At 59.5% G+C, this 14,263-nt stretch carries 6 protein-coding genes; 5 read left to right on the forward strand and 1 reads right to left on the reverse strand.

From position 1 onward, the window contains the following. From DBR24_RS30905 to DBR24_RS08000, 5 genes are all read left to right on the forward strand, one after another. On the forward strand, positions 1 to 1,481 hold a 1,481-nt coding region (locus DBR24_RS30905), incomplete at its 5' end, for a hypothetical protein (protein WP_158277024.1). Between the two features lie 150 nt (positions 1,482 to 1,631). Beyond that, the gene (locus DBR24_RS07985; protein WP_128614444.1) at positions 1,632 to 5,288 is read left to right on the forward strand and encodes a Tc toxin subunit A; all 3,657 of its coding nucleotides are present in this window, start codon (positions 1,632 to 1,634) and stop codon (positions 5,286 to 5,288) included. Positions 5,289 to 5,337: 49 nt separating this feature from the next. Beyond that, positions 5,338 to 9,417 carry a neuraminidase-like domain-containing protein gene (locus DBR24_RS07990; protein WP_128614445.1) on the forward strand — a complete coding sequence of 1,360 codons (4,080 nt, stop codon included), beginning with the start codon at positions 5,338 to 5,340 and terminating at the stop codon, positions 9,415 to 9,417. After that, positions 9,410 to 13,135, forward strand: a complete 3,726-nt coding sequence (locus DBR24_RS07995; RefSeq protein WP_128614446.1) for a hypothetical protein — start codon at positions 9,410 to 9,412, stop codon at positions 13,133 to 13,135. Before DBR24_RS07990 ends, DBR24_RS07995 begins: the two co-directional genes overlap by 8 nt. Beyond that, a complete protein-coding gene (locus tag DBR24_RS08000; protein ID WP_128614447.1) occupies positions 13,136 to 13,432 on the forward strand; it encodes a hypothetical protein in 297 nt (98 codons plus the stop codon). It abuts the gene before it with no gap. A gap of 17 nt (positions 13,433 to 13,449) precedes the next feature. Here the strand turns inward: DBR24_RS08000 and DBR24_RS08005 are convergent. After that, a partial coding sequence (locus DBR24_RS08005; protein WP_146188989.1) for a DUF58 domain-containing protein occupies positions 13,450 to 14,263 on the reverse strand: 814 nt, incomplete at its 5' end.

The following is a 14,263-nucleotide window of genomic DNA, read 5'->3' on the forward strand; positions in this document are numbered from 1 at the left end:
AACGGGAAGTTCATATCAAGCAGTTCATCGGCGTAGAGTGGTCGCCGACCTGGGTGGCACTGAAGGTCACGATCCCGCCACGGGCTCCCGGCGTGGATGATCCGCTCGAGGATGGCCTCTCACCCGTGTTCCGTGGCACATGCTGGCCGGGAGCAGACGTCAACATCCGCTTCAGCGACGAAGAGCACGTTGTGTACCCGGGCATTGTCAGTGACGGCACCTGGCAATTTCGGCGTGACAAGGCGTTTGCCGCGGACGTGGTACATACCGTGACCGTGACTCAATTCGTCGACGAGCAACCCTCGGATCCGGCATCGAAAAGCTTTACCGTCCATCTACCCATGCTGGTGCCGGTGATCACTCAGCCCGAAGGCGACGCGAAAGTCGGCCGCGTCATGACGGTCGCAGGCCAGAACGGTATGCAAGGCGCCACGTTGCAGTTGCGTGACTTCCTTTCCGAGAGTCCTCTGGGGGCGCCAAAAAAACTGGATCAGGACGGTGACTGGTCGATCGATCTGAGCGATCTGGAATTCAGGCGCTACACCATCGATGCTCGGCAGACACTGGCCGGACGGCACTCTGAGTACAGTGACCGGCGCTCGTTCGAGGTGGTACTGCTGCCTCCGTTCATCACCCAGCCGACGATGAACGACAAGCTGCCACGTACCGCGATGCTGGAAGGAACGGGGATGGCGAATGGGCTGGTCGATGTGTTTCTGCAAGGTCTCTCCGAGCCTTGGCTCAAGGATGTGGCGGTGAACCAGGAGGGCTACTGGAAAGCCGAAGTGACCTTGCCGGTGGGCCACAAAACCATCTGGGCCCGGCAATGGTTCATGGATGACACCGGCAAGCGGCGCGAGTCGGACAATACCGAACCTGTGAACTATCAGGTCGTCCCGGCCGCCCCGTTCATCGAAACCCCGGTCGAGGGCGACGTCATCGGACGGTGGGTGGTGGTGTCGGGATTCGGTGTACCCGGCGATACCGTCAGTGTGACGTTGGCCGGGGCTGCGCGGGCAGTGCTGGCAAGCGCCATCGTGCAGGACGATCGCACCTGGTCGGTGGCGAGCGATGTCGGCCCCCTCACCGGGGGGCATTACCGGTTGCAAGCGGTAGCGTCACTGCAGGAGTTCGAATCGGTCGAGGCACTGCGACCGGTCATGCTGGGGGCGTTTTTGCCCAGCCTCGAGCGGCCGGCGGCGGGCAAGTGGGTCAGCCAGCCGGTGCAGTTTTCCGGTCGCGGCCGGGAGGGCATGGGCGTCGCCGTCAGTTGGTACAACCCGGATGTGCAGTGGGCGCAATTGCCCGTTACCGGCCAGCAGTGGGACGCAGAGGCGACGCAGACATTGCCCGAGGCGGGTCACTGGTACCGATTCCGGCAGACCCTGACTGATGGCGCGGACGACGCAACGATGTCTGATTGGGTCGACAGTGCGCGTTTTGAAGTGGAGTCCGCGCGCCCGCTCCGGAAGGATTCCTGAAGTCTGTTTCCGACTAACGGTCTGTGCACCTGTCAGATCTGACAGTAGACGGCGCTGCTGTCGAAGCGCTCAATCTTCCTCATCGAATGTGCAACCTGACACCAAGTGTCAGGTTGCTCGGACCTTCTGTCGCCTCAAGGAACCCTGATCATGGCTGATTCGCGCCGTCCTGCCGTGCAACTGTTTGAGCAGTTGTTTGGCGAAGAAAAACAATCCCGGGATGCTGGGCTGGAAAGTCTCAGGCAGTACCTTGAGGAGGGAGGCTCGATTTTTCCACTGGTGGAAAAAGGCGTTCAGGGCCTGGTGCTGGAGCACACGCTGGGTGCGGAGGATGCCCGGCAAATTCTGCGCCGGTTGAACAGCATGGCCACCTACGTGCGTCGCCAGTTCATTCAGCGGACCCTCAGCGGCGATAAAGGGGCGCAGGCAGCGCGGTCGAGCGGGATTCTGGCGATGGTCGATGGTCCGAGTTATGAACGCCTGTTCCCCACCTCTTTTGATTCGCTGTGCCCACCGGATGGCCTGGAGTCGATCACCTCGCCGGTGGCGTATCTGATCGATCTGTTGCGCTGGATCCGCGACCGTATCGAACTTTACGGCGTCGAGACAGAAAAGTTGCCGCTGCATGATCGACGCAAGGATCTGAAGCGGCTGTCGGTCGATTTCAATGCGGTGTACCGCTCGGTATCGTCGGTCGACATCATTGTCGCGGTGCTGGAAACGTTCATCTCCGAACACCAACCCGGCGTGCCACTGGAAGATGCGTTGCTCGCGGCGCGTTACCCCAACGGTCTGCCCTATTACCAGCACTGGGTCACGATCGACACGGTCGCCCGTCACCACGGATTGTCGGTCGGTGATTTTTCCCGACGGGTTGATCTGATCTATCCCTATTTTTTGTCGCCGCTCCCCGGCGATACCGATTCTGCGCGTGCTGCCATGATCCATGCATCGCGGCTGGGGCCCAAACAGCGGGAATTGCTGACTGAGCCGGCCGCAGTGGTGGACAAACGTAACGATTTTTACCGGGACAACTATGGCGCCGACGTGCTGGATTGGCAGAACCTCAACCAGGTGACGTTCTTCGGTGGACGGACAAAGCTCGATACCCGGGCAATCGAAAGCCTGTTGTCGGTGCGCACCTTTGCTCCGGTGCGTTCGGCCAATGTGAAATTCACCCCTGAAGTACCGCCCAATGAGGCGGAAAGCGGTCATTCCGGTTCGATTTACATCAATAAGAACCAGCATCCGGCGATCGGACTCACCGAAGACAGTTCAGCCCCGTCAATTCTGCACAAATTGACAGCAAATCCCAGCGACGCCGCAGGGCTGAACGGCTATGACCGAATGAACCGAATGGTGCGTCTGGCCAACTGGCTGGAGTTGCCGTTCGATCAGGTGGACGCGCTTCTGGCGGCTGCCATGCGCGCTGAAAGTCGCGGCACCGAAACGGCGAACAATTGGGAAATTACCGAAGGCGTGGTGCGGGCTCTCGGCCTTTACCAGAGCCTGCGCGAGCGCTACCAATGCACGCCGGCGGACTTTGCGGTGTTTATTGACGAATTGGCGGTTTACGGTCGCGCCGAGGTGCTGTCACCGTTTGATCAGGTCTTCAATCATCAGGGCGACTACCGCCAACCGTTCAAGCTCGATGGCGCGACGTTTCCGCTGATGCCGCTACCGGGCGTCTCGGACCTGACCATCAGCCAACTGTGCGAGGGCCTGGCGATCGACCTGCAGACTTATCATTACCTGGCGTTAGCGGTGGCCTCTGCACACGGGCTCTCCCAAAACCTGACGCGCACCGCGGCGATTGTTTCCAGTTTTTATCGGCTGGTGAAGTTGCCTCGGCTGTTGAACATTACACCGATGGAAGGTTTGCTGATGCTGACATTGCTCGGTGGCGAGCACGAGCAATGGCTTCCCGCTTTGGCAGGCGAGCCGGCCATCCACGCGCCCAATTCGGGCACACCGGATGTGTTGAACCTGATCGAGGCCATGTCCAGCTGTGTGCAATGGTGCGAGGACAGCGGGCTGTCGGTGTCGTGGATGCTGCAACACGTGGCACCGGCGCAGCCCGTGAGCGAGGCGTCGGAGTCGGATCGGCAGTTTTTCGAGCAGATTCGCAATCTGCTGTCGACGGCGCTGTTGAGCAACGGCGCCTTGTTGATGGCCGGCGTACCCTCTGCAGGCGCGGCCAACTGGCTGGACTTTCTCACCAGTCACGCGGACAACCTCGACCCTGTCGTGGATGCTGACGGCCTGGTATTGGCCCCAGTGGGAACAGCAGACGCTTATTTGAGCTTCCTGCGTGCCAAGTTGGCGTGGGCGGTTGAAAGTGCTCTGGGTGACATCGGCACGCCGCAGCGCGATTCGATTGTCGAAACCATGCTCAGTGTGGTCTTGCAGGCGCGGGACGCTCAGGTGTCGTTGGTCAGGGAGACCCTGGCTGTCTATGCAGGCGTTCCGGTCGATCGGTCCATTGCCCTGCTCGATTGGTCAAACGCTACGGTCTACCAATTACTGCGACAGGTGATCGAACACGTCGGTCTCGATGTGCAGGAAACATTACGCGGGCGCAACGAAGAACCGGATCCGTTACTGACGCTGTTGGGCGAGGTGCGCCGGCGGGCGGAGGTGACGACGACGCTGGGGTTGAGCGCCACGCTGTTGCAGGACTATCTGGATTACGGTCATCTGGCCTGGCTCAATCAGGCGGACAAATATGCGTTCACCGTGCGTACGCTTTATTACCTCACCACGCTCACACGGGCGTTCAGCCTGAGTGAACAGCCAGAGCAGGCGCTTCTGGACTATCTGCGTCAGGTCAATGCACTGCCGAAAGTCACCGGCCATGCTGCGCGTCTGGCGCAACAGGCCGCCGCGATCAAACTGGCCGGGTTCTTCGGCTGGAGCGTGCAGGAAGTCAATGAGTGTGTCAGCCGCGTTGACGAGTCAGAGCTCAAAGTGTTGAAGGACCTGACACAACTGGATCTGTTGATGCGCGTGCGTGTGCTGTCAGCCGACAGCGGCATGGATGCGCTGACGATTTTTCTGATGGGCCGGTTGCCCGCGACGCTCGACAAAGCGGCCTACGCCGAAGCGGCGGAACTGGCCTTGCTGAGCGAGACTCGGGCGCGAGTGCCGGTTATCCAGGCGCAGGGCGACCTGAAACAACTGGTCACGATGAAGTGCGAAGTCGACAACTCGACCGTTGTAGCCAACAAGTCCGATTCGAAAGCCACCTACACCGTGACCCTCACGGATGCTGAGGGGCAGGCGTTGAAGTTCGTTACGGTTTATTGGCGTGCGACGCTCGGCACGGTTGAAACTAAAGAAACCGATGTAAACGGCGTGCTTAAAACCGATTTTGTTCCGGGCAAGGTCATGGGAACGGACACGCCGCAATACTGGCTGGATTTGTTTGAGCCCGAGAACGCTCCGCCCATCCAGGTGATGGCCGATTTCGACTCGCTGAGTTTTTCGGAGAGGGACAAATCCCCAGTGCCCCTGGAAACCGTGCCGCGGGGCCAAGAGGTCGAGCTCTACGCCAGGCTGCGGGATAACTATGGAAATCTTGGCCAAAACCTGCTCGTGGACTGGAGTTACAGAGTTGTCAATTTAAATAAAGAACAGAGTGCGAGCATCCGGCCTGCGCAAGGCTTCACCAATCAGGAAGGGCTGACGCGTGTCTTTGTCTCCAGCGCTACTGGCGGGACATTCGTGTTCAGTGTCCTCAGTCAAACCGGCAACACCTCTGCCAATTTTGAGGCCATCACCTTTGAAGGCGATGAGGTGCCGGCATGAGCCTGCGCAACAGTTTCACCCCGAGTGATACCCCCAGGGAGCAAAGATCATGGCATTGAGCAATATTGGCGGGCTGTTGGAAAAACGTCGTTTGGCGCTGCTTGAATACTGCATCGGACAGTTCGGCGCACAGACTTATGATTTTCTGGAAACACCGGATGACCTGTTTGAACTACTGCGCATGGACCCGCTGGACACCTACCCGGTGCAGAGCTCCTGGGTGGCCGAAGCGACCAGTTGCGCGCAGCAGTACATCCATGCCGTTTATCGCAAACTCGAGCCAGGTTATACCACGCACCAGTTCGACCCGCGCCATCTGGCCGAGTGGGAACTCACCAACAATTACCCGGACTGGGCCGCCGTGCAGTTGATCGCGTGCTACCCGGAAAACTTCATCAATCCTTTTGTACGGCAGCGCAAGACCAGCCTGTTCAAAACCCTGGAGAGCGCTCTCACTCAGAGCCGCTTGAGCAACGATTCGGCACAGGCGGCGCTGCGTGATTACCTGCAAACGTTCGAGCAGACCTGCAATCTGGATGTCATCAGCGGCTACATGAACGGCAAGACCCCGGCCCGCGCCGATTATTACTTTGTCGGGCGTCAGCGCGAGCAGCCGTTCCAGTATTTCTGGCGCAAGGTCGAGGTTGAACTCACTTCCACGGATAAGGCCATCAATCCGGCGGCCTGGAGCGAATGGCAGTCGGTGGACATCCCGGCGGGTAATCGCGTGCTGGATATTCGCCCGGTGTTCTGGAATGGCCGCTTGTGTCTGGTCTGGGCAGAGTGGCGCGACCGGGTGCCCCTTAAGCCAGCGGACGAATACACTCCCCACAAACTGGAGATCAACCTGGCATTCATGACGCAGAACGGCCAATGGTCGGCGCCGTTGGCTGTGCACAGTGCGGAGTATGAAGAGGATCGCAGTGCCGGTGCGCGGCTGATTGCGACGGTGCGCGAGAACTATCTGCACCCCAAGGGCAAGCTGGGTGTGTTGATCACCAACGACGAGACGGATGACAAAAAGAAGCTGAGCGCGCAGGTCGTCCGTGATGTGCTGATGCAGCCTGTCACTGACGATGGTGGTGCCTGGCTGGAATCGGCGCTGCAGAATCGTTTTGTCTGCGCCGAGACGGTGCAGCACCCAATCGGCAGTCAGGTAACGGTGGTCTCTCGCGTGACGACGCTGGGCGCCATGACGCCCTATCTGGATGTGCAATTCACGGCGTTGCGTGTGGATGGCAAAGATGTGCTGACGGTTCAGGGTTTTTGCCGGCCAACGGGACTGGGCGACGGCGATGCGACCATGAAACTGGCCTTGAACTTCAGAACCGAGGATGACCCTGCGGATGTTGTTCAAACCTTTTCAATAGCGGGCGGCTGGACAACTGATGTGCTGACCTACTCGCGACGAGCCGGTAGCTGGGGGGCAACCACCTTCTCCTTCGGCGATGCTGCCGGCAAACTTGGAGGCAAGGCATTTGACCTGACCATTGTCGATCTCATGGATTTCTCCGCGCCGACACTGGTAAAAAACAGCATCGACGCCGCGCAATTTCTGTCTCTCAATCAGCCCGGCCTGGCGCTGAAATTCTCCCGTCTGAATTCACTGTTCGCTCCGGAACTGGTACAGCGCGCCGGTATTTCCGTGGATGCGGTACTGGATTGGGATACCCAGTTTCTGTCCGAACCACCGCCTACCGGCGTCGTATTCACCGAGCCCAACGGTGCTTTCGACGGTGCCAACGGTCTGTTCTTCTGGGAGTTGTTTTTTCATCTGCCGCACTTGATGGCCACGCGTATGCGCGACGAGGAGCGCTTTGGCGAAGCGCAGGTCTGGCTGCATTACCTGTTTGATCCGCAAGCCGTCGCCGATCCACAAACGCCGGCGAAGCTTGTCAATCCGAAACCGCGGTATTGGCGCTGCCGTCCACTGGCGGACCTGGGCAATCCGGGGTTTGAGGCCATGGCCCCCACCGACCCGGATGCCATCGGTTATGCAGCACCGGAACACTTCAAGGTTCTGGTGTTCAGCGACTACGTGAGAAACCTGATGGCATGGGGCGACTGGTATTACCGGCAACTGACCCGTGACAGTCTGGTGGCGGCCAAGTTGTGCTATGTGCAGGCCGGGTTTCTGTTGGGCAAGGCACCGACGGCACGCACCGTGACCCGTTGGCAAACCGCGACGGTTGAGAGCTTGCTGACCCAGTGCGGCGCGCGCACGGCGCTGGATGAGTTCGAGCAAACGCTGGATTACAGCCTGGCGGATCTTCCTGCCGCTTCCGATACCCCGCCCATTCTCGGGGTGGTGGGTTGCGGGCCTTTTGAAATACCGATCAATCAGTCACTGCTGGACCTGTTCGCGGCACCGCAACAGCGTCTGGATAACCTGCGCAACAATCTCACCCTCGATGGCAAACCACTGGATATCCCGTTGTTCAGCCCGCCCACCGATCCCAATCAATTACTGCGTGATCTGGCGGCGGGCGGTGTCGCCGGGCCGCGGCCGATGGGCGGGCGGTTGGTCGTCAACGCATTCCGCTGGCGGGTGATATTCGAGGTCGCGTTGCGTGCGGTGCAGTCGCTGCAGGATTACGGCAGCCAGGTGCTGAACCTGCTGGAACGCAGGGATCGTGCCGAGCAGGAAGAGACGCAGCAAAGCCATATCGTCGAATTGGGCGCTTACGCCCGGTCCATGCAGGAGCAATCCATCGCCCAACTGGAGGCGAATGTGACCGCGTTGGAGCAAAGCAGCCTGGTGGCCAGCGAGCGCGCCGAAGCCTACAACAAACGCTATGTCGAAAATATTTCGCAATACGAATATGAGGTCATGGACAACCTGGCCACAGCGAAAGTCCTGGCGGTGACGTCCTCCAGTATCAAGCCCGCTGCGGCGTTGATGGCGGCGCTGCCGAATATTTTCGGCTTCGCCAATGGCGGGCACCGCGCCGACCAGGTGCTTGAAGCCGTCAGCTTCGGATTGGGCATCGCCTCGAACATGAAGCAGCTGGATGCCGACAGGCAAGCCACCACCGAAGCGTATCGCCGTCGTCGCAACGAATGGGCGCTGCAACGTGATCAGGCCTTGGCGGAAGTGCGGGCCATCGACGCGCAAATCGTGGCGCAGGGTTACGCCATCACGGCGGCCCGATTGAATCTTGAGCAAACCCTCAGGGCCAACGATCAGGCATTGACGGTTTACAACTTTCTGAAAAAACGCGCGAGCAATGCCGAGCTGTACGGCTGGCTGTTGGGCCAGCTCAAGGCCTTGCACTATCAGGCTTACGATGCCGTCATCAGCCTGTGCCTCAACGCCCAGGCATCCCTGAGCGCCGAGACCGGTGATTACGATGCGCAGATTCCCCTGCCCAATGTCTGGCTTGATCATCGGCATGGTCTGACGGCCGGCGAGCACCTGCGTGGGCATTTGCTGCGTATGGAGCGTGAATACCTGCAGCGCCACGAGCGGCGGCTGGAACTGGTGAAGACCGTCTCCCTGCGGCAGTTGTTCGAGGACCGGGTGGACTTGCAAACCGGCGCTGACGGCTGGGCCAGTGCGCTCAAAATATTGCGCGAGAGCGGCACGCTGGAATTCAAACTGACGCAGCTATTGTTTGATCGTGATCATCCGGGGCACTACTGCCGCCAGATCAGTGGGGTAGAAGTCGATCTGCCGGTGTTGACCGGGCCCTACGAGGACGTGCGAGCCACTTTGCTGCAGATCGGCAGCATGACGGCGACCCGAGCCACGGCGCAGTCGGTGGCCTATTTGCACAAACCGACAGGCACGGCGCCTTCGGATGTGTTGTTCAACCTGCGTAGCGGTCAGCAGATTGCCTTGTCCACAGGCGTTGCCGACAACGGTCTGACGGCGATGAAACCCGACGAGGGTTTGCTCAATCCTTTTGAAAATACCGGGGTGGTTTCCAGTTGGAAAATCAGTTTTCCCTGGCCGTTGAAAAGCCCGCAAGCGGCCACGCTGAACTCGCTGACGGACATCATCTTGCGTGTTCGCTACACCGCAAAGGCCGGCGAGCGGACCTTTGCCCGAACGGTCGAAGACATGGTGACCAAAGCTGAACGTACTGGTCAAAACACAATGCTCAAGGGAGTGCGCAATCATGAATGAACCGGTGATTCAAGCGAACGAGAGTCTGGTGCGCAACGGCGAATTTACCGATCTGGAGCACTGGAGCAGAAGTGGCCTGGTCGGCACCGGCAGTGAAATGTATGAGGGTAACGTCACCTCCTTTCTGCAAGCCGTGGACGGAGGCTGGGTGAGACAAGAGATGACCTTGCCCAAAGACCCCGGCGTCGACGCGCATTACACCCTGACTTTCCTCTGTGAGATACGGCACGAGGAATCAGGCTGGCTGCGCCTCTGGAGAGATACGCAGTTGTTATTGGAGATTGAACTCAAGCCTGGAGACTCGCGCAACAGCGAGCAAGACCGGGCCCGACTGGCAGCGGGACAACCGCTGGAGTTCAGGCCGATTAAATACGAACAGGCGCTGGAACTGCCGATTGCGCGTGGCGACATACTTCGTCTTGAAATTACCAGCCCTCTGAATGAAGCGCATATTGAGGCTTCGAGACTGCGTATCACCCACGTCGACATCCAATTGCGTCTGGCGCCGCTGGCGTTGCAGGCGTTGCAGATAGACCAAGAGACCCTGGCGCCAGGCCGTACGTTGCACCTGTGCATTGGCGCGACAGACACCGATTCTCACCGATTGACCTTTGTGCCTGAGCCGGACAATAGCTGGCGTGAAACCAAGGCTGCACTGATCATCCAAGGCAATCCGCAAGACGCAATTCTGGCGACACCCGACTGGCAGGTTGATCAGCCGCTGCAAGACCAATGGTTGCTCGACTGCCCCTTCCTCGGCGATGACCAAGAGCATGAGTTGACGCTGAACCTGCTCAACCAGTACCGCGCCGAGGCTTACACCATTCCCGTATCGCTGGGGCATCACCGTTTGGCTTTCGGGGCGGAAAAGGACGCGGCTTACTACCCGATTTTCGAATACGGGCAACAGGTGCAATTGGGTGTTCGAGTGGTGTCGTTTTACACCGCGCAGGCCATCAGCGGGCGCACCGTGACCTGGGCGCAAGCGGGTGCAGGCGTCAAAGGCGCCGCTGTTTCCGGTGACGATGGTTGGGCGTATTTCGATTACCAGCCAACGCAGGCCGGTGAGTTCGTCATCGAAGCGTCAGTTGTCAGCCCTTATTACGCTGGCGGTGTGGTTTCACGCCGCTTCGATGTCCGCGTACTGGCCACGGACCCGTGGCGTGAGCTGTCGGTGATTGTCGACGAAAACGCGACGGGCTGGGAGGCGACCGGTTATCCGAATCGTGGCAGTGCCCATCCCTTGCAGATCCGCGTGCCTGTCGACAGTCCTTTGTTGGACTCTGAACTGTCGCTGCATTGGCGCGGCGATAGCCAGACGCAATTGGGCGTCGTGGTCAGCCCGGCGCTTGAACAACCCGTGCCGGTCGACAGCGTCGACACGGTCTGGACGCTGACCAGCGACGACAGCAGTGACGGCCGGTTTGTATTGTCACTGGTCTGCTCGAAGCTGCTGTTGCCGTCACCGGATAAACCCATGTCACTGGCGCGCAACCGGGTCAAGGTCGGCGAGGTGCGCGGCGCCAATAAGTTTCCGATTGTCGATGAGCAAGAAAGCGTGTTGCTGCGCGTGCAGGTATTACACGACGTGACCCTGGGGGATGGCGATCCGGTGACCAATGCGTTGGTCGACTGGGAGACACCCGAGGACGACATCGTGCGCACTGTCACCGGGGCCGGTGGCTGGGCCAGTTTGCTCTACACGCCAAAAAGCGCCGGAGCCAGGACGGTCACGGCCAGCGTCAAGGCACATGCCGAGGCCAGTGCGATCGAGCAGTCGTTCGATGTCACAGCTGTCGCGACCAGTCCGTGGAAAAACCAGGTCAACATTTTTCTGGACGGGATGGAAGTCGAGCGCAATACGCTGGGCGTGCTGTGCCGTCGCGGGCAGATCCATACGCTGCGAGTCGAACCGGTTAGCGGCAGCCCGTGGACCGATAAAAACATCAGTTTGCACTGGCGAGGTGAGGCGCCCGCGATCGGCTTGCAACCTGCCGATCTGGACATCCCCAAGCCATTGGTACAGGCAGGGGTGCAATGGCAACTCGCCTCAACGGCGGAGTCCAGCATCAGCAGCCTGTTCGATCTGGTGTTGCGCCTTGAAAGCGTTGAACTGCCACGGGAATTGTCCGGGCGTCTGATCGCCGCAGACCTGACTGAAGAGTTGAGTCTGGTGCTCGATCAAATCCACGCTGAGCTGGATTCTCGCAGCCTTTTTCCGTGCCTGGGCGCGCGGCACCGCTTCAACGTTTTGCCCAATGCATTGAGCCCGTTGGTGGGCTTGCAGGCATGGCTGGTATGGTCGGGTACCTCCGCCGAAGCATTGGCCGCGACAGTGCAGCCAGCACTGAATGCCGGGCAACCGTTGAGTGATGGCGGGGCGCTGTGGACATTGGATTTTTCCGCCAGCGAGCAACCTGGCCAGTTTTCATTGTCGCTGGCGCTCCCTCAGCTGGACTTTGCTGCCACGCCCAAACCCATGGACCTGGCGCACAACAAAGTCCGCATCGAAGCGTGGCGTGAATCGCCGATCGAGCCCGTAGTGAACGAGGATTCGGCGTGGATGTGGGTCCAGGTGGTTTCGCATTTCACCGACCGTGCCGTCGATCAGGCACCCGTCAGTTGGGTGGCGGAGGAAAAAACCCACGAAATGAATACCGCCGCCGATGGCTGGAGCGGGTTCCCGTTTGTGCCCACCTCTGCCGGGCAGAAAACGGTGCAGGCATCGCTGTTCAGCCCCTATGACGGCTATCGGGATTCGCAGTCAATGACCGTCGAAGCGCTGGAGGTCGATCCGTGGAAGGGCGTGACGGTCAGTTTCGATGGTCAGCCAGCGCAGCCCTGGGGGGAGGTAACCTGCTTCCCGCGCCGCCGCGCTCAGCACACCATCCATGTGATGGCTGCGCAAAACAGCCCCTTGTTCGATCATCAACTGACCCTGGGGATGAGCGGGGCAGGGCCTGCCGAGTCTGGGATCCGTTTCGAATATCCCGGTCTTGGAACGCCTATATCTTTCAGCAACGCGGGTTTTCCTTACACCTTCGTGACCGGCGATCTGAAGGACGCCAGCTTTGCCCTGCGCCTGGCCTCATCGAAACTGGCCAGGCTGTCCCCGGCCAATGCAATGTCATTGGGGTCGGGAACTCAAGTGCTGAAAATCCTTGCCAGTCAGCGAGCCACGCAGACGCTGCTGTGGGGCGAGGCGGTGTCTGAACAGATCAGCGTGGTCTCGTCTGTCAGTGGCAGGCCGATGGCGGGCCTGACGGTAACCTGGCGCAGCCCGGAGCTGGGCGTGGTTACCACGGTGACGAACTTCTACGGGGTTGCGAAGATCCGTTTTGTGCCCACTACGCCGGGGGCCATTGAGCTGACGGCGACGGTGGGCGATGCGCAGTATTCGGAATCGGTTTCGTTTGCGTTTTTCCTTGATGAACCTCGTCAAATAAAGTCGCTGTTCAGCGTCGATTCACCGGGGCAGCAAGTCCATGTGGGTGCGACTGTTGTTTCGGCCTTGACGGGGAAACCTCTGCCGGATGTGTGGGTGAAGTGGACATTTGAAAACGTCTCGCTCTTACAGAGCAAAACGAATGAAGACGGGATCGCAATGGTCATCTTCAAACGTCCCTTGATCAGGCAGGGTTTTTTACAAGCCTTGGTCAAGGGCGGCCTTGCCGGCTGGGAAATACAATCTCTAGCGGTGCCAATTGATGTTCCCTAGGTGAAGCGACTGACTGTACCGGGAAATCAAGTGATTCAGGTGGGAGAATTGACACTCATCTATGCGCTGATCTTTTCTGCTGTCAGTCAAGCGCCCCTTGAGGGCGTGGAGGTAGTCTGGATCAAGAACGGCGTCGAGCAAGAGTTGCGAACTAAAACCAATATTCGAGGCGAGGCGTATGAAAACTTCAGGGCCAGTGCAGCGGGAAGCATGACCATCCAGGCACAAATTCGTGACCCCAAAGGAAAGCCTTTCGACAGTAAGCAATTTGTATTCACCGTGGTCGAGCGGCCCTGAGGCTGGGAGCGAAGACGCTACAGGTTTCCCGCTCGTTTCCACTGCAGATACTGTGTCACCAACTCGGCCCCTAACTCCGGGGGCCGAACATCCACCACCGGAACGCCATGCGCACTCAAGCGCTCATGGAGTTCTGCCCGCTCATTCAAGTAATTCACCGTCCCGCAATAAGCCAACGCCTCAGGCAGCGTTTGCACCGTGGTCTGGCGTAACGTATCCAGCGTCTCTTCACGCAGGCTGGCCACCAGCACCCGATGTTGCGTGCTCAGGCGTTTGACCGCGTTGAGCAGTTCATCATCGTCTTCATCGCGCAGGTTGGTCACGAGAATGACCAGCGCCCGGCGCTTGTGCCGAAGCAGTAGCTGATTGACTGCAGCCTGATAGTCGGCAGGGCGTTGCGTGCTGTCGAGATCGTAGACGCTGTTTAGCAACACATTGAGCTGGCCGCTGCCTTTGACAGGCGCCAGATGGCGCGGTTGATCGCCGGCGAAGGTGCTCAGCCCCACCGCATCGCCCTGACGCAATGCCACATGACTGAGCAGCAGGCAGGCATTGAGTGCGTGATCGAAATGCGACAGCTCATCGTCCTGGCTGCGCATCCGTCGACCACAGTCAAGCATGAAGATGATTTGCTGATCGCGCTCGTCCTGATACTCCCGGGCAATCGGCGTGCGCTGGCGGGCGGTGGCCTTCCAGTCGATCTGACGCAGGCTGTCGCCTTCGCGGAATTCGCGCAGCTGATGGAATTCCAGACCCTGCCCGCGACGCTGCCGCTGGCGTACGCCGAGCTGGCTGAGCCAGTTGTCCACGGCCAACAGTTCGCCACCGTAG

Source organism: Pseudomonas sp. HMWF006, from assembly GCF_003061205.1.
Lineage (GTDB): Bacteria > Pseudomonadota > Gammaproteobacteria > Pseudomonadales > Pseudomonadaceae > Aquipseudomonas > Aquipseudomonas monsensis.